The 26,667-nt window shown below is 41.6% G+C and carries 13 protein-coding genes; 9 read left to right on the forward strand and 4 right to left on the reverse strand.

Going from position 1 to position 26,667, the window contains the following annotated elements; all coding sequences use genetic code 11:
• Nucleotides 1–445 precede the first annotated feature (445 nt).
• Nucleotides 446–2,050 carry a glycoside hydrolase family 16 protein gene (locus ACJAT7_RS09725; protein ID WP_415226609.1) on the reverse strand — a complete coding sequence of 535 codons (1,605 nt, stop codon included), beginning with the start codon at nt 2,048–2,050 and terminating at the stop codon, nt 446–448.
• Nucleotides 2,051–2,529: 479 nt separating this feature from the next.
• Here ACJAT7_RS09725 and ACJAT7_RS09730 point away from each other — a divergent pair, with 479 nt between their 5' ends.
• Nucleotides 2,530–6,177 (forward strand): hypothetical protein, encoded by a 3,648-nt coding sequence (locus tag ACJAT7_RS09730; RefSeq protein WP_415226610.1) that lies wholly within the window; start codon nt 2,530–2,532, stop codon nt 6,175–6,177.
• A gap of 305 nt (nt 6,178–6,482) precedes the next feature.
• On the opposite strand, the gene ACJAT7_RS09735 is transcribed toward ACJAT7_RS09730, so the two are convergent.
• Nucleotides 6,483–6,635, reverse strand: coding sequence for a hypothetical protein (locus tag ACJAT7_RS09735; protein WP_415226611.1), 153 nt, complete (start codon nt 6,633–6,635; stop codon nt 6,483–6,485).
• Between the two features lie 1,219 nt (nt 6,636–7,854).
• Between ACJAT7_RS09735 and ACJAT7_RS09740 the strand changes: the two genes are divergently transcribed.
• The 5 genes from ACJAT7_RS09740 to ACJAT7_RS09760 all read left to right on the forward strand — a co-directional run bounded on the left by ACJAT7_RS09740 (nt 7,855) and on the right by ACJAT7_RS09760 (nt 18,226).
• Nucleotides 7,855–9,756 carry a hypothetical protein gene (locus ACJAT7_RS09740; protein ID WP_415226612.1) on the forward strand — a complete coding sequence of 634 codons (1,902 nt, stop codon included), beginning with the start codon at nt 7,855–7,857 and terminating at the stop codon, nt 9,754–9,756.
• Between the two features lie 439 nt (nt 9,757–10,195).
• A complete protein-coding gene (locus ACJAT7_RS09745; protein WP_415226613.1) occupies nt 10,196–13,609 on the forward strand; it encodes a glycosyl hydrolase in 3,414 nt (1,137 codons plus the stop codon).
• 143 nt (nt 13,610–13,752) lie between these two features.
• On the forward strand, nt 13,753–15,696 hold the full coding sequence (locus ACJAT7_RS09750; RefSeq protein WP_415226614.1) for a DUF5011 domain-containing protein: 1,944 nt from the start codon (nt 13,753–13,755) through the stop codon (nt 15,694–15,696).
• A 274-nt stretch (nt 15,697–15,970) separates the two neighbouring features.
• Complete coding sequence (locus ACJAT7_RS09755) at nt 15,971–16,687, forward strand: sugar phosphate isomerase/epimerase family protein (RefSeq protein ID WP_415226615.1); 717 nt, start codon at nt 15,971–15,973, stop codon at nt 16,685–16,687.
• Between the two features lie 219 nt (nt 16,688–16,906).
• Nucleotides 16,907–18,226 carry a GGDEF domain-containing protein gene (locus ACJAT7_RS09760; protein ID WP_415226616.1) on the forward strand — a complete coding sequence of 440 codons (1,320 nt, stop codon included), beginning with the start codon at nt 16,907–16,909 and terminating at the stop codon, nt 18,224–18,226.
• A gap of 355 nt (nt 18,227–18,581) precedes the next feature.
• On the opposite strand, the gene ACJAT7_RS09765 is transcribed toward ACJAT7_RS09760, so the two are convergent.
• Nucleotides 18,582–20,042 (reverse strand): family 16 glycosylhydrolase, encoded by a 1,461-nt coding sequence (locus tag ACJAT7_RS09765; RefSeq protein ID WP_415226617.1) that lies wholly within the window; start codon nt 20,040–20,042, stop codon nt 18,582–18,584.
• Between the two features lie 652 nt (nt 20,043–20,694).
• Here ACJAT7_RS09765 and ACJAT7_RS09770 point away from each other — a divergent pair.
• Together ACJAT7_RS09770 and ACJAT7_RS09775 are read left to right on the forward strand one after the other, a co-directional pair.
• Nucleotides 20,695–22,698, forward strand: coding sequence for a methyl-accepting chemotaxis protein (locus tag ACJAT7_RS09770; protein ID WP_415226618.1), 2,004 nt, complete (start codon nt 20,695–20,697; stop codon nt 22,696–22,698).
• A 294-nt stretch (nt 22,699–22,992) separates the two neighbouring features.
• Complete coding sequence (locus ACJAT7_RS09775; RefSeq protein WP_415226619.1) at nt 22,993–23,985, forward strand: DUF4382 domain-containing protein; 993 nt, start codon at nt 22,993–22,995, stop codon at nt 23,983–23,985.
• A 121-nt stretch (nt 23,986–24,106) separates the two neighbouring features.
• Here the strand turns inward: ACJAT7_RS09775 and ACJAT7_RS09780 are convergent, their stop codons facing one another.
• Nucleotides 24,107–25,696, reverse strand: coding sequence for an alkaline phosphatase (locus tag ACJAT7_RS09780; RefSeq protein ID WP_415226620.1), 1,590 nt, complete (start codon nt 25,694–25,696; stop codon nt 24,107–24,109).
• 200 nt (nt 25,697–25,896) lie between these two features.
• Here ACJAT7_RS09780 and ACJAT7_RS09785 point away from each other — a divergent pair.
• Nucleotides 25,897–26,667, forward strand: a 771-nt coding sequence (locus ACJAT7_RS09785; protein ID WP_415226621.1) for a DUF711 family protein, incomplete at its 3' end; no start/stop codon positions are given.

The raw sequence follows: 26,667 nt of genomic DNA on the forward strand, positions 1-26,667 counted from the left end.
GATCATAACGGGTATAACTCGCGGTTATTGAAAACTCAATGGCAGGATGCAACGCTTTAAATTTACAAATAATGTCCAGTAGAAATATTTCCATAAAATGTGCGCGATATGCTGCCGACGCTGCAAGGCACTAACATCTTGTCCAAGTTGGCTGAAAACGTCTCGGGTGGTTCACAAGCGGCAAATGGTCATGATTAAGGCTTCTCCTGTTCGAGAAAGAGCAGGGGGACTAATTTGTGCTCTGTAAAGGTGGTTTTATTTTTTTATTCAATTGTTTAGGGAACATTGACGGAGAAAGGTTATGGCAGAGAAAATACGTCGAGATAATCGACAAGAACAGGAAAAAAGTGCGCTAAATAGTGGAGGATATCGGGGATTAGATTAAATAGGAATGTGGTTGATTCATTGCTGAATTCAACCACATTATTGTTAATGTTTTAACTGCTTACTTAGGCGCATATTCAAAACGAATATTATCCATTTTCAGTGTCATAACACCTAAAGGCTCAACAACCAGAATATTGGCTATTTTTGATATATCGGCCTTGCCGCCAGCAAATCTATTTCCGCGGGAAATTAGATCCGCGACATTGATGCGTACTTCACTCCATGTGCCTACCGCAGGTTGTTCTACGGCAATATCACTTGCATTAGGCCAGCCGCTGTCCATTTTCACTAACAGTTCAGGATTGCCTTCTTTGCTTTCAATTTTCAGATCAAATACCAGCTCTCCACCGTCCATCCAGTGACTCATATCAGTCTGCGCCGTACGTAAATAAACATTACCGACTTTGCCTGCTTTAGTTATTTTCCATACTTTTCCGTGGCCTGCTTCTTCAACTTCTTCTTGCGTTACAACTTTTTTAGGATCATAGCCGTCAAAAGCCGCGCCAACAGCCAATGCATCTTTGTAAAGATCAAAAAGAGGGCCCTTACCGAAGTTACCATCTCCGATTAGGATTTCCGGCTCAGGAGTTCCTTCAACGAATTTCGCTTGATCAGAGATACTTGCGCAGCCTTTACCTTTCCATCTGTCAGCTGAGCAACGGTAAACACGTACATAGTCAACAGCAAGCGTTTGCGGGAATACAGAAGAATCGATTCCGCCATTATTGGCATTAGCCGCCCAGTTACCACCCACTGCAAGATTCAGCAGCATATGGAATTTCTGATTAAAGGGAGCATTTTTACCGCCACTAATAAAGACACCATCTTCCATATGTTGACTGTACCAGCCTTCTTCTCTTTGCGTTGCAAAATGAACATTATCGATATACCAGCGGATTTCACCCTCTTCCCATTCAATGGTATAAGTATGGAAGTCATCAGCTGGATTTACATTGCCAGGCAGATGTGTTGCTTGACCTGTAAAGGCATTGTCAGGCCAAGGTTTGCCATAATGCAAGCTACCAAATACGCGTGACTCAAGCTCACCATCAGCAGCCCCTGTTTCGGTAGAAGGCGTTTTTAGATTAACCGCTTCCATAATATCGACTTCACCTGACGCTGCCCAGCCGCCGTAAACCCAGTCTGTCGGCAGCATCCAAATCGCCGGCCAAGTACCTTGACCCGCTGGTAATTTAGCTCGAACTTCAAAACGACCATATTTCCAGTTACCTTTATTTACAGTACGTAATTTAGCTGATGTGTAAGGTAAGGTTCTTGTGCCTGGATTGCCATCTGCATTATCTGCACCGGTAAAATCGCCTTTTTTTGCAACAATATTGAGCAGGCCATCTTCAACAAACGCATTACTGTCACGACCAGTATAACATTGCTGTTCATTGTTACCGCCACCCCAACAGTCTTCTACACGCTGCCATTTCTTTTTATCAATTTCACTGCCATCAAATTCATCACTCCACAGTAATTTCCATTTTGCACTGGGTGTCAGCGGCGCGGCTGTCAGTACCAGTGCTTTTGGTGTCGAGGTTTTCTCCAGTGCATCATCTGCGGTTGCAACTTTGCCATCTGAGGCACAGCCTGCCAGCGTTATCGCAAATGCGACAGCTGTTATTTTGGCCGTTGAGTAGGGTGCGGTCTTCATCATTTATCCTTTCCTTATATGGAGTAAATACATTGTAAGCGCTTTCTTATACCATTATTCTGTTCTAGTTAAAATATAGCCTTTGATTTAGACGTTATTAATCTTCTGCTTTGGGAGCAACTTCACAACTGTTTTAAGTGCAATTCAATTTGTCAATGGGGCGATATAACAATTTTTTAACATAGCGTTCTTCTGTTAACTTTATTGTAACAAACGGCAAATACCTAAAATCTCGCCAATAGTGTGATCTTTATCTGTGAAAGCGCTTACATGTGTGATTGCGGTCACTTTATGCGCTGTTTTTGATCTATATACTCAATTTTGTAAAGTGATTAACAGCAACATGATAAGTGGTTGCATAATCAAATTGAGTCTTTTTTTTAGAAATGAAAGAAAGCGGTTACTTGTCGTTGTGCGAAAAGAGTTGTCAGTTCGATAACAGTACACGAAAAACATATTATAACTAGTAAGGACATATGGAAATGAAAGTAATTAAAGGTTTTAAATTAGCAAATTCAGTACTGGCAACAGCTTTGGCACTCGCGTTAGCCGGTTGTGGTGATGATCCTTTTGATCCAAACGCTGTAGTAGTAACACCTGTAAGTGGAGGAAATGATTCACCAGTAACAACGAACCTGGCAGGTAAGGTTGCTGATGGTTATTTAAGAGAAGCGACAGTTTGTCTGGATCTCAATAAAGATAAGATCTGTGGTACCAATGAGCCAATGGCAACCAGTGGCTCCGGTGGCGTTTTCTCTATCGCAGATGTTACGCAAAGTGAAATTGACGCAAACCCTTTGTTAGTTGAAATAGAGGCAGGTACAACAATTGACGAAGACTTCCCTGACGCACCTTTAACCAAATCATATAAATTAAGTGCCCCTGCTGGTTCTACCTTTGTTAGCCCGCTTACCACAATGGTCCAAAATATCATTGAACAAGATAACAGCACAGCAACAGCAGCTGAAAAAAAGGTTACAGCTGAAACCGCAGTTAAAGCTCTGCTAAATACAGCATTAGACTTAAATGCAGACTATATTGCAGGCAAAAGCGGCAGTGAAAACCAAGCTGAGTTTGAAAAGTTACATATAGTGGCACAGGTTATTGCGCTTGTTATCGCTACTAAGATGGAAGAGTCAAAAGATCAAGTAGCAGCTGGAGATTTTACTATTGAAGAATTAAGTAGTGAAATAATGGGTAAGGTGTTTGCTGTACTTGACGATATTACAGCGCAGGTCGAAGCTGGCGATGATCTTGATACTATCGCTACTGATATTAATGGAAAAGTTGTAATAACGGTTCAACCAGAATCAGAAGAGTTTGTCTTGATCTCATCTACAGGTGCGGCAAGTGAAATTAATGATGCTACTGTGATTGGTGAATGGAGTACAGGCAGTCAAATTGATGCTGAAGGTAACTATGAAGGGCTCAATGCTTGGACAATTACATCAGCCGTAGAAGGGGATGTTAATGAGAATAATTGGGGAACGGTACTCGCTTTAACGGGTGGTTTTGTCGGTGATTTCAGTGAATTTGATATTTTAAAGTTAAAAATAGCCACATCGGGCGGTTATGCTGACGGCTACTTTATTAAAATATCGACAAATGGTGTCGAGTCTGGAGATATTCCATTATCAGTCGATGATGGAGTAACAGGCTGGCAAGATGTAGAGGTTGATCTTGCTGACTACGATCTCTCTTCGATTGAATATATTGCGCTCTTTGCTATAGGCGGAACTGCAAATGTTTCTAAGATTCATATTGCCGATTTATCGCTTGCGGATACTGGCACCGGAGAAGTGGAAGCAGCGTTAAAAGTACAGAAAGAAGCAGCAGCCGCACTTGTGGATTCAAGCTACTCAACATCAACTTGGGCAGCACTTACAACTGCATTAGCAATGCCAGAAACAACGCAAGCAGAAGTAACAGCTAAAACAGCTGCAATAACAACAGCAATATCTGGATTAGAACCAAAAGATCCAGTTGCAGTAGATGTAACCGCTTTATCAGCTGCAATGACTGCCGCTAATGCTGGTAATTTAGCTCTGACAGATATTGGCTCTTTAGAAGGTCAAGTTTCACAGGCAGACTGGCAGACATTTTCTGATGCTATTTCCGCGGCTGGGGTTATTCGAGATGCAGCCGCAGATCAGGCTACAGTAGATCAAGCGATTATTGTTTTAGCAGCCGCACAAGTCGTATTTAATAGCTCCAAAATAGTTGTCATTGTAGATCCAGGACTGGAAGAAGGACCCAATCTTGTTGTTAATGGCGACTTTGATGATTTGACTCTGGCTAACGATGCAGGTTCTGTTGGTGAATGGAATTACTATACAAACACTGACACTGTCGTTGCCATTGCAGACAGCGAAATGACGGCTATCGTAACATCGGTAGGTGGGGGGCAATGGGATAATCAAATATGGAATCAAGTTCGCGTAACCGAAGAAGGGGATTACGTTGTTAAACTGACCGCAAGTTCAACTGTTGAAAGAGATATTCTTATCAGAGTCGATGCAATTGGAATGAATGGTATGGGAACAACGTCAACAGATTCTGATGTGATTGCTCATTTAACAACTACTCCGCAAGTATTTACGCTATATGTCAGTGGAAGTGCTTTTACAGCTGATGCAGCGTTTAAAATTGTCACGTCACTTGGTGTGTTGGAAGCTGCAAACACGACGAGTGTCGCTTCAACAGTCACATTTGATGATGTTTATCTTGGCACGTTAGCTGAAGCAGTAGTTGCAGATAAAACAGAGTTGGCAACTGCAGTAGCAACAGCACAGGTACTACATAATGGCGGAGCAGACGAAACATTAAAAGCTGCGTATCAGACAGCAATTGATACCGCACAAGCCGTACTTGATAATGCAGATCTAACGCAAACAGAAGCAGATGCCGCGGTAGCAGCACTGGCTGTAGCAACAGTAACTTTTGATCCAACTGTAACTCTACCAGTAGTAGACAACCTTGTAATAAATGGGGACTTTACTGATTCGACTGTGGGTACCGGTACAGATGTTGGTCAATGGAATTACTATACAAGTACGGGCACTGTCCTTGCTATTGCAGACAATAAAATGACGGCTGTCGTAACAGAAGTAGGTGGGCAATGGGACAATCAAATAACGAATGAAGTTCAAGTAACCGAAGAAGGAACTTACGTTGTTAAAGTGACTGCAAGTTCAACTGTCGATAGAGATATTCTTATCAGAGTTGATGGAATTGAAATGGGTAATGATGGAACACTATCATCAGCTTCTGATGTGATTGCTCATTTAACAAGTACTCCGCAAACCTTTACTCGATATTTCAATGGGATTGGTTTTACAAACAATGCTAGGTTTAAGGTTGTAATGTCAGTTGGTGGGTTGGAAGCAGCAGGAACAACAAGTGTCGCTTCAACAGTCACATTTGATGATGTTTATCTTGGCACTTTTACAGGAGAGATACCTACAGATATAGCAACGCTGTCTTCAGCAATAACGGTAGCAACGAATGTATTTAATGCTGCAGTAGAGGGGACTGAAACAGGCCAATATACGACTTCAAAAGCTGATCTTCAAACAGCAATAGATGCCGCAAAAGTAGTCGTGGATACTGTCGATGTTACTCAAGAGCAAATAGATGCAGGCGTTGCAGCATTAGCTGCAGCAAGAACTACTTTTGAAGCAGGATTAGTTGTTGAAGCAATAGCAGGAGCACAAATATCAACTCCAGCTGGTGATCTAAATTACACACCAGCTCAATGGGATACAGGCACAACTCAGGATCTAGTGTATACCGGTGATGCAACTTATTCACCAAGTATTCAGTTGGTAGGTACTGGTGGATGGGGAACCGCACTGGCAATGACAGAAATTCCAGCAGGAACGCTTGCTCAATATACTAGTATAGAGTTCAAAGTGAAAACAACCGATTTCACCGAAATCAAAGTAAAAGTTCCTGAAGAAGAAAGAGGATTCGCATTATCAACAGGTACAGATCTTGGTGACGGTTGGGTTCAAATGAGTATCCCAATGAGTGAATTTGGTGACGCAGCACCCGCTGCAGCAGTACAGTTTGCAATATTTGGAGCTGGTGGAACAGGAACAATATTATTGTCTGATATTAGTTTTCTCTAGCAACTAATAGGCCTAGAACTGCTACATAAGCATAGACGCTAGTGCTGTACCGCTAGGTATGAGTTAAGCGACAAGCAAAAGAGTAACGATAATTTATCGTTACTCTTTTTTTTGCCTGTTGCACTGAAGGCTGAAGAATCGCAAGGTAGGAGGTGTAAATTTTTTTAAGCGCGATGAGTAACCTTTACTTTTTGAAAACCGACCATAGCAACTGATATTAGTCTCCGTCAGCTTGAGCGTAGAACCGTCATGCTTTTTGACGGCTTCTGGGATAGAAATAACTGCTTTTACTACTCCACCTGGAATCAGATCTCAGATGTGATGCAATCACGCACTGCGCTGATTTGCTTAGTACACTCCTTATTAGCGCTGTTTTTCTCTTCACTAGCGGTTGTTAACCAGCGCCAATCTATTAAATATAAATTCACCGTTTTCAGCAATGGATGCAGTTCAGACACCGCTAACCCGACTCCCTAGAGCCATAAGTCAAATTCTAACTTTTACAGGTTAGTTGCCCTGGGATGCGTGCAGGATTGTCTTAAGGGCTGTTGTGGTTATTTACAGCTAGATGGTTATGGGCAGACGTAAGCGATATTGATCGTTTGTAGGGCTGATAAGGCTAAAAACAGCAGCACAAAAGGAAGCCGCTAATGCAGATAAGTTATCACTGCTTATTGAAAATATCTGGTCTTAAAGGCTCAATATAAACCTTTTGGGAGGGGTGAGTGAATGCTTACTTTTTAAATTATTTACAAAATTAATCATCTACTTAAGTGGTTGACGATTGAATGTCCACAATAACCGTGCAGAGCCGTCACCATCCTTGTGTTTGGTCAATATGACTGCATCGGCAGGCAAACAGCTGAAGGTCACGCCAGCGTCGTTTTATCGTTGCATAGAATACATCTGCCTTGGTCGTTAAAGTATCACCTCACTATTGTTATAAATTTACTTTTGGTTAGCTGTGTTTATTCATATCCCTTTGCAGTTCAAATAGAGGCTTAATCTGATGAATATTTCTGCGAGAGCGGGTATCAAATTTACTCAAGCTGGCCATTAGACCTCGCTGGATAAAGAGATCACGAGTAACAGAGGTAGAAGTTAATGCAGTACTTTAGTTTCTACTCAATAATTTAAGTTTGATCTTGGGGCAACGAATGGCTATTGGATTGATCCCGTTACTTGCACTAATAACTTTGGTTTGTTGTTACGTGGCACAGTGCTAACGGATGTTGGCGAAATTAGCAGCTAAAAGTGAGAGATAGCCGTCAATAATGGGAACCACTGTATAAATTAAGTTGTAATACTGTTTTTATGGCAATATTATTGACAGATAAATAGATTGTTTTTTCAACTCTTAACGGCAAAGAAAGCGCTTGCATATGTTTTTTATAAAATCGATAAGTATTCTGAAAGCAATTTTAAAGCAACCAATACCAGCAGTAGCTTAAAAGTCGAGCTGTTTATGGTAATAATTTAACCGATAAACAGAGTGCTTTTTTTTGACGCTCAAAGTAAGCGCTTACATGTTTTTTTTAAGAAAGATTCAATGTAGTTTCTTAACGTAATTTTAAGGTAGTAGTAAGTAGTTGAAAACTGTCTAGCTTGACAATGATTTTTAATCAACTCGTGCATATCAGACGAGTTAACAATTTAGTAATTAAAAGGGAAAGCAAAATGAAAAAAAGTAGTTTCAAAATATTTTTAATGGCCTTTATGACCATTTTTATGTTTGCCTGTGATGATACGATCACAAGGCCCGATGCGGTTGCAGATGTACCTGCAACAGATACAGATACAGATACACCTGCCGCTAATGATACACTTCAGCCTCAAGCAATTGTCACTTCTGCGCCAACAGCAAAATCTGGAGCGCAAATATTAGGGAACTCAGACTATTTAGCAATCTCCTATGGCGCATGGCGATCTACTACTCGTGCAGCGGGTGCTGATGTACCGACTGTTGATCAGCAAAAAGAAGATATGAAAATATTAGCGGCGATGGGGATTAAGGTATTACGTACTTATAATACTCAGGGTTATATCGGCTTAGACGGCAAGAGTAATACTGAAAATCTGCTGATCGCGATTGATGAGTTGATGACAGAAGATCCAAACTTTGAAATGTATGTGATGCTGGGGGTTTGGATTGATGCACTGAATTCTTGGACTGATCTTGACGTTATCCATGACCAAGAAAATCCTGAAAATGCTGAAGAGATGGCTGCAGCAATACAGTTGGCAAAAGATTACCCTGAGATTATTAAAGTGATTGCTGTTGGTAATGAAGCTATGGTGCATTGGGCGCCGTATCATGTTGCACCGGCTATTATTCTTAACCACGTTAATGCTCTGCAAGCGTTAAAAGCGAGTGGCGATATTAATGAAAACATCTGGATCACCAGTTCTGATAACCATGCGGTTTGGGCTGGCCAAGGTGATTATGCCAGTGATGATTTAGATGCTTTGATTGCCGCTGTTGACTATATTTCACTGCATACTTATCCGTTCCACGATACACATTATGATGATAGTTTTTGGAAAGTGCCTAACGATGAAGCAGACCTGTCTGTGCAAGCACAAGCCGATGCTGCAATGATTCGAGCTAAAGAGCAAGCGCTTGAACAGTTTAAAACTGGGCAGGATCATATGTTAACCCTAGGTATTAATAAACCAATCCATATTGGCGAAACAGGTTGGTCATCAGAAACAAATGTTCTGTATGGTGAAGGTGGATCTGGTGCTGCTGATGAATATAAACAGAAAGCATTTTATGATGCGATGCGTGCATGGTCAAATGAGTTTGGTGCTTCTCTGTTTTTCTTTGAAGCATTAGATGAGCCATGGAAAGGTGATAACACTAATCCTAGTGATTCAGAGCAGCATTTTGGTTTAATTAATATTGACTGTGAAGTGAAATATTTGCTTTGGGATCTGGTTGATGCAGGCGCATTTGATGGCTTAGACCGCAACTGTGGTGTTGACGGATTCACTAAAACTGAAGGTGGTAACACACAGGCAATAACAGATTCTATTCTGCAAATACCGCTTGCACCTGTTATTGAAGCACCTTTAGATGGTGAGTTTATTGTCTTAAGCACCGCTCTATATGAAGGTGCGACTGCTTACGGTTGGGATTCTCCTGCAAATGCTTGGGCTGGTGTTAATACTGATACGGGTGTATTAACCGTAGCAACTGACCCTCTTATTGCTTCAGATTGGGGCTGGGGTGCGGGTGTTGGTGGTACAACTGAAAACTTAAGCGAACAAACTCAGATCACTTTTGAAATTAGAGGTGTGACTAGCGCAGAGAGTGTATTCCCAGCATTTGAATTTTATGTTGCCTTCGAAACAGCGACTGGCGGACTTCACAATGTTCGATTTAACACGGGTGGTTATGTGTTAACTGAAGAGTTTGTTGAATATACAATTCCATTGTCTGATTTCTCTGCTTTTGACAGCGCACAGCTGAACGAAGTTACATCACCATTTACAATCTATGATATATACGCTGAATCAGGTGGCAGTGCTCCGACAACAAGTTCAATTGAAATAAGAAACATCTCTTACCAACCCTAGTTTAAATAATTTAATTTATCTAAACTAACTCTAATAAGGCCTTGCATCTAATGATTCAAGGCCTTTTTTTATTTTTTCCTTTACCATTGTCTTACATTTCCAGTCTAAAACGTTTTGCATATAAAAACGGCTGAAATAGTTTCCTATCCGTCCACATATTTAATATCCTTTATTGAAATTTAAAGTTAGGCTGATACTGCCTTAAGTTGTGATCTAGCTATCAAGTAAGCGCTTACTCGTGTGACTATTGTCTCTTTTCAGTCGATTTCTAATCTGTATAATTCTTACGCAAACGGCTCATAAGCATACTAACGTAGCATCTTCAGTATTCTCATATTTAGCCATTTTACCCCCCTGTTAAAAGTAAGCGCTTCCATTGTTGCTTTGAGGGAGCTTTAAACTAAAAATACTAGAGGTATGAAAAATAATGGATTTTAAAATGAAAGCAATCGTGTTGAGCACCACGCTGGCATGGTTACCTTTGTCGGGTTGTGGTGGTTCAGACACCATTCAAGTCGAGCAAAACAACGCGCCAGTGTTAAATGGTACGCCGTTGGCCAACGCCCAGGACGGCAGTGAATACCAATATCAATTATCTATCAGTGATGCTGATGGAGATGCAATCACATTCAGCGCAACCACAAAACCTGCCTGGCTGAATTTGTCTGCTGGCGGCTTATTGTCCGGTACGCCAAGCACTGAAAATATCGGTAATGAAAATATATCACTAACCTACAGTGACGGCACAGTTACTAAAACGCATACGTTCACCATTACAGTCAGTGCTGCATCTATTACCAATGTAGCACCTGTATTAAACGGTCAAGCCATTAGTATTGCGCGAGTTGACAGCGTATATCGCTATCAATTGAACGTTAGCGATGCCAATAACGACCCAATCACATTCAGCGCAACCACAAAACCTGCTTGGCTGAATTTTTCCGCTAGCGGTTTATTGTCCGGTACGCCCAGCAGTCAAAATATCGGTAATGAAAATATATCACTAACCTACAGTGACGGCACAGTTACTAAAACGCATACTTTCACCCTTGTAGTCAGCGCTGCACCGATCGGGGTCAATGTTGCCCCTGTATTAAACGGAACGGCGCTAAGTAATGCACAGATTAACAGTGAATACAGTTATCAATTAAACGTAACAGACTCCAATAATGATGCGATTACCTATAACGCTGTAACAATCCCATCCTGGTTAAGTTTTTCTGCTAGTGGGTTATTATCAGGCACGCCAAGCAATGATAATATTGGCGATGCAAATATCGCATTAACATACAGTGATGGTGAATTCACAGAAGCGCTTAACTTTACGCTTGTGGTTGCTGATGGCTATTTTGTTGAGCCACCTGTTGCAGCAGTAAGAACGACGGTGAATGCCGCCGATCCGAGCACTTATAATATTATATCTTATGGTGCAGGCAGTATCTCTGACGGTATTAATCCGGCAGGCTACGGTTGTAGCGAAGATTATGGTTACTGGGTCCATGGTGCGGGTGTGGTTGAGCCGGCTATTGCTGGTTGTGACAATGGTACTGTTATTGGTGAACCAACTTATCTTCATCCGCAAGTCATTGGTGAAATAGCCAGTCAACCCACACCGACCCATAAATGGTGGGGCTCTATCTCTTTCCTTGGTGAGATGGAAGTTGGTAATCCAAATAATGCCGCTTATATTACTCCGGATCCTATTTATGCCCGTATTTCTAATAAAGGGGTACGCATCTTAGGGCTTCCGAATGGCTTAGCTGCATATGAGCCGACTGGCTTTAGCCGTTATGGTTACAATATTCCCGATCCTTTCAGTGAAGTTTTCGACGGTATCGCAGTAGCAAATTCAGAATTCACTGAGCTGCAAGCTTACCTGAAAGATTACAGTGACGGATCTGTCACTGTGCAGTGGCAATCCGGCAATCAACCCGTCATGGAAGCGACCTTTGTGCATGGCTCCCCTTATGTCTATTTTAAGGCGTTTCGTGGTGAACTGGTGATTAAAACGCTGCGCGCAGATGGTGGAGAAAAAGGTACATTTTACAGTAAAGACAATAATTTAGGTGTTTGGACCAGTGTTGGCGGAAATCGTCATGACTTTATTATCTCCGGTGAAGGTGCAACTACCTTTGCCAACAGCAGTTCTAATGCGATTACTGTTAGCAATGCCGCTAACGAACTGACCGTCAGCTATCTACCCGCCAATAACGGTGTTCTACCAACGACGGAAACGGCTGACTTTTTTGCACAAACAGCGCGTAATGTGGTGCGTAAAGTGGATATTAATTATGCGGTGGATCGCAGTGATAACTCGGTTAGCGTTTCTCATGATTATTTAGATAAAGATGGGATTGCAATTGAAACTATTGCAGGGTTACAGCCTATGCACTGGAAGAACAGCAGTGATGCAATACTCTCCGCCTATAAAGTACGCAGTGCTCGCGGTATGGTTAAATTCAGTAAAACGGCGCAGTACTCTTATGAAATGCCCTTTGTTGGTGTCTTGCCCTCACTGCCCTCAAACGTCGATAATTTTGATCTGGCTACGTTACAAGATTTAATTACAGAATATGCTGCAAAAGGTGCCTCCAAATGGAATGTTAATGATAGTGGTGAAACCAATAACGATACCTACTGGTCGGGTAAGAGCTATGGGAAAATGGCTGAAATTATCGCTATCGCCCGCTCCATCGGCATGGACAATGAAGCGGATCTTTTCACCAACTGGTTGAAAACTGAACTCGCTGACTGGTTCAGTGCCGACACGAACGGCAGCTTAGACACTGAAAAATATTTTGTCTATGACAAAGAGTGGAACACCTTGTTGGGCATGCAGGAGTCTTTTCTCTCGCACCAACAATTAAATGATCACCATTTTCACTACGGTTATTTTGTGCGCGCCGCCGCTGAAATCTGCAGAACCGATCCAACATGGTGTAGTGATGAGCAATACGGCCCCATGATTGAGCTGTTAATTCGTGATTACGCTAGCAGTAAAAATGACACTATGTTCCCGTACCTGCGTAATTTTGATCCCGCCAATGGTTTTTCCTGGGCATCGGGTGTTGCCAACTTTGCAAACGGTAACAACAATGAGTCAACCTCTGAAGCTGCGAACTCATACGGCGCTATTGTGTTGTACGGTATGATCACAGGAAATGATCAGCTAGTTGAAAAAGGGATGTATCTGCACGCCTCGTCAACCACTGCTTATTGGGAATACTGGAATAATATTGATCGTTTCCGCAACCAGTCTGATGCTTACCCTAACCGTGGCGATGACTATGACAACTTTCCGACCGCCTACCCGCGCATTACCACTTCGATTATCTGGGGCAACGGTCATGTATTCTCAACTTGGTTTAGTGGTGCTTATGCACATATCCTCGGTATTCAGGGGTTACCGCTTAATCCGCTGGTATTACATGTAGGCCAATACGCTGACTATATGCAGGAATATGTGGCACTTGGTTTAACTGAATCAAGCAATGGCAAACCCTCGGGCTTAGCAGATGATCAGTGGCGCGATATCTGGTGGGGTTTATGGGCGATGACAGATGCTGATGCGGCAATGAGTGATTATGTCACTATGCCGGACTACCAGCCTGAAAATGGTGAAACCAAAGCGCATACCTACCATTGGCTGCATACCTGGCAGGCATTAGGTCACTTAAAAACCGGAACCGGCACGCTAACAGCCGACTACCCGGCGGCAGTCGCCTTTGAAAAAGAGGGGAAAACGACTTACATCATTTATAACTATGGCTCGCTTGCAAAAGAGATCACCTTTAGTGACGGCACCAAGGTGGATGCAGCTCCAGCCGGCTTTACGGTTAAAACTGTTGAGTGACAGTGAGTGCCATAGCGTAAGTTGTGCTAACGAGATTAGTTAATAGTCTAACTGCTGCTTAATCGTTAGAAAGAAGTTGGACGTGCACATATTACGCGTTTTTGTTAAAAATTATTTTAAATGTAAAAGTGAAGGAAGATAAAATGGAAGTAATTAAAGGTTTTAAATTAGCTAATGCAGTGCTTGCAAGCGCGTTGGCATTAGCTTTATCCGGTTGTGGTGATGATCTTGTAAGTCAGAACTCATCTACACCAGATACACAAGCGCCTGTAATCACTTTGGAAGGTGAGGCTTCGGTTACTCAAGCATTAGGTGTTCCATACCAAGACGATGGGGTCACTATCACTGATAATGTTGATACAGGGTTAGTTGCAACTGTTGTCGGTGTTGATGCCGTTAATGTCGATGAGCCAGGAACATATACTATTACTTATAATGTATCTGATGCTGCAGGAAATAAGGCAACTGAAGTAAACCGAACGGTTGAAGTGGAGGGGGGACTATGTGGGTTGCCTGAACAAGATTGCAGGCCGACAACTGATGAGTTTAATTTAATCTCTTCTACTGCCTATAGTGATATTGATTTTTCTTCAGGTAATACGGTGGGGGAATGGAATACCGGAAGTCAAATTGCTGAAACGACATACGAAGGGATGGATGCTTGGTCGGTCACAAGAAGCGACTTAGACCCTGACGCGAGTCAAAATTGGGGCTCGGTACTGGTATTTCAGGACGGTATTAATGGTGATTTCAGTCTATTTAATTCCTTGAAACTTAAATTTGCCACTTCAGGCGGTTATGATCAATATAAAGTTACAATATCAGCAAATGGGATTAGTAAAGAGATTATTCTTCCTGTTGATGATACATCAAGCGAATGGCAGGATATCTCTATTGATCTTTCTCGTTTTGCTTTAAATTTATCTGCAGTTGATAGCGTTGCCGTGATGGGGGTTGGTGGTGAACTTGGTATTGCAACAATCTATATTGCTGATTTAATTCTTGTTAAAGAGAGTGAAATTGTTGTTGATACAGTGACAGAAGCTGATTTCATTTTTAAATTATCTGACTCTGTTGAAAGCAGTTTAGTGGTTGATGATGATAACAATAGTGACGTTGGTAATGTTATTTTTGGCGAATGGAGTACGGGAACCGTGCTTGCAGATAGCAGTTATAACGGCTTATCAGCCTGGGAACTTTCTGCAGGAGATTCATGGGGCGCGGTGCTGGCCTTATCAGGCGATATTTCAGATGGTAGTACCGTTGAAAATTACGATGTCGATTTTTCAAAATATACCAATGTTAAATTTAAGGTTGCTTCAGAAGGGGCTTTCCAAGATTATAAATTATCTTTCGAGTCAACAATTGGAGCACTTAAGGTAGAGCAGCAAATTTCATTTAGCCTAAGCGAACAAGCTGAGTGGAACGAGATAGATTTTGATCTAGATAGTTATGGGGTGGATCTGTCTAATGTCAATCAGGTTGCTGTATTTGGTATTTTTCAAGATGGCGTCTCTGCCAATCAAAAACTCTATCTTACTGATTTTGTAGCCTACGACAGTGGTATGCCAAGCGCAGTTAAAGACAGCTCAGACGATAAATTTGTCTTTATCAGTTCATCTGGCGAAAATGTAGACATTATTGTTGATGGCGATGACTTTGCGCATAGCGGCAATATCACCATCAATGACTGGTCGACAGGTACAGGTATTACCGATGGTGTTGATTATGATGGTTATACTGCGACAGAACTAACACAGGGGGCTGGATGGGGCTCTGTGATTTCTTATGCGGGTGATATTTACGGCGGCGTACTGCCATACGATCTTGATCTGAATCAGTACAGCACGGTTAATTTTAAAATTGCCGCTGCCGGTGTATTTGGTAGTTATGAAATGGCGTTTGTCACCGCAGTCGGTGCAGAGTTTAAGCTTCCACTTACGGTCACCGCCGATTGGGCCGATGTAACTATCAATCTGGCTGACCTGCCTTTGAATCTGATGCAGTTGAATCAAATTGCCATTTATGGAATAGGTGGTGCTGCTGGTGATAAGATTTATATCACCGATTTCAATATTTCAAAATAAAGTTGCGTAGCTTGAATACGCTATTGTAACTTGATAAAACCGAGCGCTGTGTCTATAGATGGTCGCTCGGTTTTTTATTTTAAGGGCAATGATGCCGACAAAATTAAAAGCGGCCGTGCCGTGCGCTGATATAGCCTGCTTGATAATGAATCTCAGAATGAATTGTGGGTCGATAACGATCCGCTTGTCCCGCAACAGGTTGGATAATCAAATATAGTTATACTGCGTTATTTTTTTAGCGGATATTTAAAAGAGTTATTTAAAGGAGATGTTTGTGTATTTAGGTGCCCAGCTTTATGTATTTGAAAAAGAGGAACTATTAGCTAAGCCTGATTATATTTTCAGACGCTTAGCTGAAATAGGTTATCAAGCTATCGAAATGCCATTTCAGATGGATCTACGCCGCTATACTGCTGAATACAATCTCAATTATTCAGCGTTGCATTTAGGCTGTGATGCTTTGCATGATTTACCTGCAATATTACCTCACTTGCACTTAAATAACTGCCATAACCTCTGTATATCGGGTCCTTTGACCTGGCATGATAGAAGCTTAACAAATTTTCAAAAAACAGCGGAATTTTTAAATAAAAAAGCTCGTAAGCTGCAGGCGGAAGGGATCACCCTGCATTATCATAACCATGATTTCGAATTTATAAAAAAGGAGACTGTTTATCCCATTGATATTCTATTGCAACAACTTGATCTCTCGCTTATTCAACTCTGTGTTGATAGTGGTTGGATTGACTTAGCTGGCGTTGATCCGGTGCGCTTTTTACAAGAAAATAAGCAGATAATTTCCTATCTGCATCTGCGTGATTACTTAAACGGAAAATCAGTTGCATTAGGTCAAGGCAGCGTTGATCTGAAAGCGATAGTCGATCAAGCCCAAATCAATTTACCTGTGCAAAGTCTGGTTGTGGAACATGATCCTAGCCGCTATGCGCTAGAAAAGTTAGCAGTGAGTTATGCTTACCTTAATGGAATTTAGCCTCTATGTAATCGGGAAACAGGATAAATTTCATCAGAGATAATTAGATCCAAGCCCAGGGTCACTGCTTATTAATAGTGTTAAACTAACATTCACTGTGGTTGCGTTAAATGGCAAAACTTTGTTGATATAGCGCCCTAATAGGAAAAATAAAACCTCCATTGCTCATTTTTAATCATATAATAAAACTGTTTTAATAAACGCGGGTGATATTGGACCATGTGGAAACAACCATACGATGTTGAAAAAAAATTAGCCTCTCTAAAATTGCAATCGCTCTATTTTTTGCTGGTGGTTATTACGTCGGTTCTGATTATATGGCAATACTTGGGGATGAATCGAACTGTCGATCTATTCCCATCCCCAGATGCCCATGTCACTGCTAGTGGTGATCGGATAAATGGCGGGAAGTCGATAAGTTCACTCACGCAGTCAGCAGAAGGTGTAAAATTACACTGCCAGATCAAACCGTCACATACCTTTGCTTTTTGTAATCTGGACGTTTCAATAAATGGAGATAGCGTAACAGGTAAAGATCTTAGCCAGTTTGATGATCTGCTGCTTTGGTTCGACCATGAATCCAGGGTCAAGGATACTGTACTTGTCTATCTTGTGAATAAAGAGATTAAATCCGTTACCCCTGTTACTCATTACATTTATAAGCGTAATATGCAGACGTTACTCCCTATAGCCGGGCAGAATTTTTATCGTCTGCCGTTACAAAAGTTTTATGTTCCCTCCTGGTGGATTTTACAAAATAATATGGCCGATCCAAATGATGCGCTAAGCCAACTAGATAATGTTATTACCTTAAGCATTGCCACTGGAGACAGTACTCAAAATCGCACTGTTGATATTCATTTAAAAAAAGTGCAGCTTAGCGGAAAATGGATATCAGCGAAAACGCTCTATCTTTTTTTATTGCTTAGCGGACTCGCTATTATATTTATGCATGCTGCCGTTGGCCTTTATCGGCTAAATACGCAATTAAAATTAAAACATCAGCAAACAGCTAAGCTTAAAGGATTAGTCCACTTTCTAAAAATTCAAAAAAATGAATTTGAACTGCTCGCCAAAACAGATTCGTTAACTGGCATTGCTAATAGAGCAGGTACAATCGAACTACTCAACAGCTTACAAAATGAAACGGATAGGACATGTTCCTTAATAATGTTTGATATTGATTATTTTAAACAGGTAAACGATAACTACGGTCATGAAATAGGGGATATCATTCTTTGTAAATTAGCGGCGTTAGTCGCTCAATTTATTCGGGAAACGGATCATGTGGCGCGCTGGGGAGGGGAGGAGTTTATCGTGCTCTGTCCCGGTATCGATCTGCAACATGCGCAAATTGCTGCTAATAAGTTACGTAAAAAAATTGCTGAGACGGTTTTAACTGGCGAGATCTCTATTACCTGTAGTTTTGGCGTCTCTGAGTATAGACACGGAACAGACAGCATTAAGACTATGTTTGAAGCTGCCGATCTGGCTATGTATAAAGCAAAAAATAACGGCCGCAACCGAGTTGAATGTTAGATTTTAAACTGACACGCTAGTTATATATTTGTTGAGGAGTGATACCGATCTCTTTAGCAACCGAAGCCGCATTATTACCGGGCTTACTGCTTACTGCTTATCTTTGAAACTATTCTTTGTACGCTTGGGCTTGTTGCTTGGTCATAAGTCACCTCCATATTAGAGATAAGCGCTGTCCACTCATTGTGAATAAAACTGACCGATAACGCCAACAATCCTGTCATGCTTACGGATATCTGCTTGAGAATGGTTATATTTACAATGAACTTGAGGTGTGCTGCAAATGGAAAACGCTATGAGTTGGTGAGCTCATAGCGCATGAGTTGGTGGCTAACCGATTATGAATTTAAATAACTTAGCATCTTTTTTGACGTCTAAACAAGCCTAATAAAACTAAACACAATAAGAACATATTGCCCATGCTGCCACCGCTTTTACTCTCCACTTGGCTAACATCAACGGGTAGCGTAGCTGCTTTGACTGTAAAGCTAAGGTGATCACTGGATGATAATGTTGAATCGCTAGAATCTGATATCACAGCTGCAACAACATAAGTATTATCACTCATTGAAGTTGGATCAAAGGTAACCGTAAACCCATTCTCGATCGGGCTTGGCAAACTGTCTATACCCCAATTAAAGTTAAACTCATTGGTGCTGCTGGTTAATGCTGTGATCGTGACTATGCCATTTTCAGGATTGATCTCGGAAACGGTTTGGCCATTTTGTTGAATGCTGATTATCACTCTTGGTATGTTATCTGTTATTTGCTCAGTAGAACAGCCACTGGCATTAACCTCTGTATCAGCCGCTGTATTTGGGCAAAAATCTACGTCGTCATCAACGCCATCTGCATCGCTATCATTACCCAATACGCTAGGGGTACTCTCACCACAGTTGGTTGCATTACTTGCACTAGAAGCTGCGCAATGGGCAACATAGTCGACTTCCATAGTGGCTTGTGTGAGGCTTGGGTTGATATAGCCACCTAAGTTGCCACCCATGGCAACATTGAGCAGCACAAACATCGGCTCTTGATATTGACTACAAATGCTCATATCTTGTGTGACGACTAAAGTGTCATCAATGTAAAAAGTGATCTGATCTTTTGTCCACTCCATGGCGTAGTTATGCCAGTTTTGTACATCAGCCCCCCCATTTGGATAGTCATGCAAAACTACGCTGCCACAACCATTGTTTTCGGGCATATTTCTACCTGTCTCATTGAAAAAGTTGGTGATATAAGTGTCCGGTGTGTTAGAGAACCATTCCCAGACATCAATTTCACCGGCACCCGCATAGGGCCAGCTAACATCATCACCATCGTATGCAACAGGCTGTTGGCCTATACGGTTTTCTAACATCCAAAATGCCGGCCAGGTGCCGCCTTCTAATGTATCAAAACGAATTCTTGATTCGATGCGGCCATAGAGAAACTCACTCTTATCCTTGCTGTTTAAACGGCCTGAAGTCCAACTCTTTTGAGTGCCTCCTAAACCGGGACAGGCAATGTTTTGTTTACGGGCAATGATTTTCAGTGTGCCGTTGGAAACATCGTAATTTTTATTAGCGGAGCTGTCATCATCGGTATAGCACTGCACTTCATTATTATAATTGGCCTGTGTCTGTGCGGTCCAATTCTCCCAATTAACCTCTGTACCCTCAAATTTATCAATCCACTGCACTTCCCAGCCTGCCATGGAGGGCGCGCTTAAACTGAGCATAACCAGAGCGGTTAAGCTTCCTGCTAATTTTGTGCGGCGTGCTTTGGCATTTTGAACAATAAAATACTGCGACTTTTTGAGTGTTGATTTCATTCTAACCTCTTTGGTTTTTTAATAAGCAACCCATTTTCCAGCTCTTCATTAAGATAATATGAATCAGTAGAACCTGAATAGCTTTAAATGTAAGCGCTTTCTTTGATGGATAGTATGTTGCAAAAACAACTCAGGCAATATCTTGTACAAGGAAGTTATAACTTGATCACAGTATGATCTTTGTGAAAATAGGAAGGAGTAACATAAGCGATATTTTTGTTTTCTAGCTTGTTAGATTAACTTCAATAAAATCAAAAGCTAGCAACTGTCCGTGAAGAGTTAACCGTCATTTGTACCGTTACTGGGAGTAAATAAATTTTGCTCTGTATAAAATTATATTTTTATATCATGGAAAATTCTGAAATTTATTCAAATAAAACGATGAGATTGTCAACTATACCTGCTTGGAAAACTGATTAGCGAGTTACTGTAAATCTAACTTAAAAGAAAGCGCTTGCTTTTGTGAATGGTATCACTCCACCGGCTGTTTTTTGTCTATATAATCTGTTTTCAATTAGTTATTTAATTAAGTTCACCTGACTTTTATAGACTTAAAAACGCGTTATAGCCAAGGCCATTGATACTTCGAATTTTATTTACAATAGATTTATCTAGATCAGTGGCTTTTTTAGGATTGCAAATAGGAAATAGTATGAAAAAAAATCGACAAACCTCTGTTATTAGACGTATGTATGCAGGCTTTGCAGTGATGGTGGCATTATTAATAACAACTGTCGTGCTGATGTTGAATGGAACAAGTCGTGTGCATCAGCAACTTGAATATGTAAATTCAGATGCTTTACCGCTTGTTACTTTCGCCAGCCAAACCAGCGTTAAATTATTAATTGCGGATAAAATTTTTAAAGACTTTCTTACCAGTCAAGATGCCCAGCGCATGCAAGATTATGAAGATAAATTTAGTATTGCCCATCAAAGCTTTAGCGATGCGCTTAAAAAACTTGCTGAAATCTCAGCCAATAATCCGGCATTAAAGAGTCAATTAAGTGCTTTGTTTGAACTCGAAGAGCGTTACTTTGCTGAATCCCAAAAAGCGATGGCGAATTATAAAACGCAGTTAACTGCACAGCAAGAGCGGCAGAAAACGGCGCGTCGTTTTCAGAAATTACAAACAGACTTACGCTTAGGCATGATCCAATATATTAACGAGAAGGGAACTGATATTGTTAAATTATTGGCAAAAGGTTATTTTGCTAAACTGAAGTCGATAGAAACAATTACTTCAGATGCCTTATCTAGTGATGATATCAATATAATCAGTAAAGCGATGAAAGCGAATAAACGCAGTGTAACGCGCCTCGGATTTGCTTATCAATCCATTGCCACGCAGATGCCAAGTTTTAAAGAGGAGTTTGACGCTTCAACCAAGCAGTTTATTGAGGATGCGGGCAAAAAAGGCGGTGTACTGGATCAACATTTTAAGTATGTTAAAGCCAGTAAGCGTTTGTATGCAAACATAACCGTGCTTGCTGGTGAAGTTGATCAAACGATGGTTATTCTTGAAACGTTTCGTAATGAAGCCGATAAGTTGATGGAGGGTGCAATTGCAACCGCTAATCAGATTTATACGGATGGTTATCGTCAAGCCATTTTATTGGGAGGAGGCGTGACTGTCTTTGTCCTGTTTCTTGGCGGACTACTGGCACAAAATGTACGTAAACCGCTGGTTACTATACTTAAAGCATTAGAAGCTTTAACCGCGGGAGATATGACGGTAAGAGTTAATGGCAATAAATTTATCGAATTTAACCAGCTCAGCACACACATTAATACCCTTGCATCTAATCTCCAGGATATTCTCCACAAACTAAGTTCCACTTCGGGTAATTTGGCGGAGGTTGCAGCAGAAAATCAATCTGCGATGACTGAGTCCAAAGCACGTTTGCATGAGCAACGCCAACAAACCGCATCTGTTGCCACTGCGATGACTGAGATGGAACATTCGGTTAAAGATGTTGCCGCGAGTGCGCAGGGCTCTATGGATAAAGTGCGCGATGTGGAAGCCGCCGCGCAAACAGGTCGTAATATAATGAGTGATAATATCTCTACCATTCACCTGTTATCAGACAATCTTAATGAATCGGTGCAGGTAGTTTCGGCGGTTCAAGAGATGAGTACAGATATTGGCTCTATTTTGGATGTTATTCGTCACATTGCAGCGCAAACTAATCTATTAGCACTTAATGCGGCTATCGAAGCGGCACGCGCCGGTGAGCAGGGCAGAGGTTTTGCTGTAGTGGCGGATGAAGTCAGAGTACTTGCAAAGCGTACTACTCAATCAACGGCCGAAATTGAAGAGATGATTCAAAATCTGCAGGAGAAATCAGGGCAAGCATCAGTGGTAATGCAGGGATGTGTTAGTGAAATGAATAAAAGCTTGACCCAAACATCGGATGCTAATTGTGCGATGGAGGAGATTCAGGCTAACATTATTGAGATTAGCAAAATGAGTTACCATATAGTGAGTGCTGCAGAGGAGCAAAGCTTAACAACTAACTCAATTGCCCGCAGTTTGGAAGATATCAGCCAGATAGCTGACGATAACAGCATATCGATGGAGCAAGTTGCACTGGTCAGCGCTAAACTAGATGAACTGGCACATCAGCAGAACGAATTAGTTCATCGGTTTAAAGTCTAATTATAGCCAAACTACTTGAGATGCAGATTACTGCATCTTCAAGTAGGTACAAGCTGATCATTGCTCATCTTGCTGATATTTTCTAATTAACACTCTCTTTTACCCCATATTTATTTGCTTATCTTCTGACCGGACTACCTTTTAAAGCTGAAAAATTGACCCGTTAATTTACTCTTAAAATGTGACATAACTCGACTTTTGCCATTATAAGGATATGCTTTTAATATGCGCTATGAAATGTCGGCGTTATTTTATTGCCGATAGATAATGCTTATATCCTTTAGGAGGTAATTTATGAAACAGATTAAAACAATACTCGCGATCACTCTGGCTGGCTTATTAAGTGCTTGTGGTAGTGGTGGTGCTGACGATAAGGCCACATTCAGTTTAGGCGTATCGGACAATCCCTTCGATGCCCAAATCGTTCAAATTGCTTTCAAACAAGTGGTACTTAAAAATAGTGATGGTGCGATCTCTTTTGATGTCGGCCAGAAAAAAGTGGATCTGCTTACCGTGCAGGGGCAAGAGGTTGAAACGCTGGTGAGTGGACAGGATATACCGCTCGGCGAATATCAAATGTGTATCTATATGGAAAATAGTGAGGTCCTTGATACAACCAGCTCTTACGTGCATACAGAAACGTCTGCTGGCGACGCGGGTTTAGTCACCAACAGCAATGGCTCTTGTGGTGGTGTTGGCGCGGATGAGGAAAATACGGGACGCCTGTTTTTCAATAAAACATTCACCATAGCGGCGGGTGATAATCAATTTGTTGCTGAATTTGACTTGGGTAAAGGATTGCAGGCGCCTCATGGCAATAAAGAGTATTGGACCCTAAAACCGACAGCAGTGCAGTTGATTAATCGCGCTGATGTGGGAGCAATAGCGGGGGGCATTAGTGATCAATTCGCAATTGATTGTGAAACTGATGCTGTTGATGTTGCAGGTGTTGATAACTTCGGTCATGCGATTTATCTCTACCCCGCTCTGACTGAGCTGGGGAATATGGCTGATTTTCGAGACACAGCCTATATTGACCTAGAGGTTGCGCCTATTGCCTCTGCTCGAGTTAACCCGATTTATGACGCTACTGATCCCGAGCTGATTGTCGGTCATCAATATGAGTTTGGATTTGTAGTTGCCGGAGACTATAGCTTAGGTTACAGCTGCACGGCTCAAAATGACTCGGCTGATTTAGCTGAAGGAGTCGATCAGGGATTCGTTATGTATAACGCGCAACAAGGTGTAACTGTTACTGCTGAAGCAACGACGCAACGTGATTTTTAAGTGGAGCTTAATTAAATAACGTTCAGCAAAGCTTGCGGTAATAACTTGCTGATAATAAAAAGCCACTTAGCTAAGAAGCAAGTGGCTTGTTTAATATCTGTTTATGAAGAGAAAGCGGCTATTAACCCGCTTTTACCGTTTTAATCAAAAGCTGTCCAATCTCGGTATGGTGCGCAAGCATTGAAAATGGTTCTGTGACCGCTTTCGGACCATAAGCAATAACCGCAACGGGTGTATCTGTATGCGTTCCCGTTCCCCAGACAATATTCTGCTGTTCACTGAGAGCCCGTCCAATCAGATCTTTTTTAATCTCTTCGCCATACACATAAAAGGCTTTGAAATCGTGAACTTTAGGAAAGGTTTTGAGGTTAAGGTAGCTGTTGTCCGGATCATAATATTGGTTAGCTTCGGTTGCTAAAATATCGTTAGCCTGCGCGAGTGTTACTTTAAACTCACTATTGGCATTAATAATGGTTTGTAACGACAGAGCGGTTTTATCTGTTTTAGCAAACTCCGCCATTATTTCTGAGAAGCTTTTTTTCTGTGCATATAGTTTATCTAAAATATCTAACGTGCCAAAATTGAAATTAGGTTTGTAATCACGATTTTTAAACGCGCTACCTGTGCGTTTTTCAGCTTTTGGTGTATTGGCGCGCGAATAACTAAAGCCAAATCCGCCTGTTTCATGGTCGGCTGTAACGACAAGCAGAGTGTCGTTACGATCTTTTACCCACTGATAAACATACTCAATTGTTTCGTCAAATTTAAGCATCTCATGGAGCATGGTGGCGGCATCGTTATCATGTCCGGCCCAATCAATTTGTCCGCCTTCAATCATTAAAAAGAAGCCTTTGGGATTTTGTGATAAAAGATCCAGTGCTTTGCGGGTCATCTCTTTTAAGCTGGGCATAGTGCGCGTGGCTGAATCTTTACTGTTGCTGTAAGCTATTCCATCCTGCATACCTGAATAGGCAAATAACCCCAGTAGTTTATCTCCTTTTGCTTTGGCTAAGGTGGCACGGGTATGAATAACCGAGTAACCGGCGTTTTTAGCTTCCACTAGAAGATTTTTCTGATCGTTGCGTTTTGATTTTATCTGGATCTCACCGCCCGTTTGTTTAAGTAGTTGCTGATAAAGTTCGCCCTTGTCGTTGGCGGCTTTAGGGATCCAGTAACGCAGCCCGCCGGATAACATGACATCGACGCGATTAGCCAACATATCTTCGGCGATTGCACTTTCCAGAGAACGGTGCGCTTGATGTGCGGCAAAGGCTGCGGGGGTTGCATGAGTCAGGCGGGTATCGGATACCAGGCCGGTGGATTTACCCAATTTCTTGGCAATTTCCAATACACTTTCCACAGAATTACCATCCACATCAATGCCGATCGCCTCGGAAGGTGCATCTACACCGGAGGCAAGCTGAGAGGCGGAGCAAGCGGAATCAACCACTAACGCATCTGCCGGACTATCTAATGACATACCCAACACACCGTTATCAATCAGCGTTTTTATTGCCGTGTCGCGGCCTTGGTAGATTGAATGCGGCGCTTTACGTGCATACTCCTCAAGCAGTCCCATCTGCCCGGGACCCATGCCGTCACCAATCATTAAAATTACGTTTTTAACCGGGGCTTGCGCAAAGCTAAGGCAACTGGCAAGACTTAACGAAATCGCAATCAGTGCTTTTTGCTTACTTTTAGTATTGATCATAAATATTCCTAAGTGAGTGAGTAGTGTGACTACAATCATTAGCTTACTGAACAAAAATGACTGATTTATGACAGACGCGCCGAGCGGCAAGCAATTTATTCATCTGGCTATTATTGTGCAAAGTAGGTACGTTTATCTCTTATCTATCTCTTTCATCGTTTTACTTTGCCTTTTCAAGGCGAAAAACAGGATCTGATTTTATGAATTATCAATCTACCGCATTATGTAAATTACGCACTATTACCACTTTTTTAGTGCTCGATAAAAATCGCGCAAGCTGGCAAAAAGAGATCCAAAAGGCATCAGATTTCTGTTTATCTCTGGCCGCTAAATTTTCTAAAAACGGCTATCAGGTGCAATCAATTCGTATTGTCACCAATGCGTTTGCAGAGTACTTAAATACGCAGGATATAGTTACGGCCAAGGCGGACCTTCACTATATTAGTGAGTTATTAACTGTCATAAAATCAGATGGATTACGCATCCGTTTTGCCATCGGCGAAGCGAAAACGGCGCATCAGATTTCACTGCTGCCCGAGTTAATTGAGGCTTATGGGGATCTGTGCAACGCCTGTGTGAATGTGCCCTTGGATGAGAACGGTATCTTGGATAATCAGCTGATCGAAGATGCAGCGCGCGCGGTCGCAAAAATAAGTACTATTACGCCGCGGGGAGAGGGCAACTTTAACTTTACGGTGAACTTTAACTGCCAGCCGCTGATCCCCTATTTTCCTGCCAGTTATCATCAAAAAGCATTGGGTGATCTTTTTGTGATCGGCTTGGAAACGCCGGATCTATTAGTGCATGTACTTAATGAGTTTAATAATAAAAATGAGCAACTTAGTCACAATGATGCGTTTAAAAGTTATGAGAGGTTGATGAGTGAAGCGCTGCAATACCATGTTGATAAAGTTAACAAAATACTGACCGATTTTGAAAAAAACAGCAATAGCGACTTTACTTTTGCCGGA

This window comes from Psychromonas sp., assembly GCF_047632995.1.
In the GTDB taxonomy this organism is placed as follows: Bacteria; Pseudomonadota; Gammaproteobacteria; order Enterobacterales; family Psychromonadaceae; genus Psychromonas.

Excerpts from the sequence above, each read along its gene's own strand:
- ACJAT7_RS09725 (WP_415226609.1), bottom strand. The coding sequence starts at position 2,050 with ATGATGAAGACCGCACCCTACTCAACGGCCAAAATAACAGCTGTCGCA.
- ACJAT7_RS09730 (WP_415226610.1), top strand. The coding sequence starts at position 2,530 with ATGAAAGTAATTAAAGGTTTTAAATTAGCAAATTCAGTACTGGCAACA.
- ACJAT7_RS09740 (WP_415226612.1), top strand. The coding sequence starts at position 7,855 with ATGAAAAAAAGTAGTTTCAAAATATTTTTAATGGCCTTTATGACCATT.
- ACJAT7_RS09745 (WP_415226613.1), top strand. The coding sequence starts at position 10,196 with ATGAAAGCAATCGTGTTGAGCACCACGCTGGCATGGTTACCTTTGTCG.
- ACJAT7_RS09750 (WP_415226614.1), top strand. The coding sequence starts at position 13,753 with ATGGAAGTAATTAAAGGTTTTAAATTAGCTAATGCAGTGCTTGCAAGC.
- ACJAT7_RS09760 (WP_415226616.1), top strand. The coding sequence starts at position 16,907 with ATGTGGAAACAACCATACGATGTTGAAAAAAAATTAGCCTCTCTAAAA.
- ACJAT7_RS09765 (WP_415226617.1), bottom strand. The coding sequence starts at position 20,042 with ATGAAATCAACACTCAAAAAGTCGCAGTATTTTATTGTTCAAAATGCC.
- ACJAT7_RS09770 (WP_415226618.1), top strand. The coding sequence starts at position 20,695 with ATGAAAAAAAATCGACAAACCTCTGTTATTAGACGTATGTATGCAGGC.
- ACJAT7_RS09775 (WP_415226619.1), top strand. The coding sequence starts at position 22,993 with ATGAAACAGATTAAAACAATACTCGCGATCACTCTGGCTGGCTTATTA.
- ACJAT7_RS09780 (WP_415226620.1), bottom strand. The coding sequence starts at position 25,696 with ATGATCAATACTAAAAGTAAGCAAAAAGCACTGATTGCGATTTCGTTA.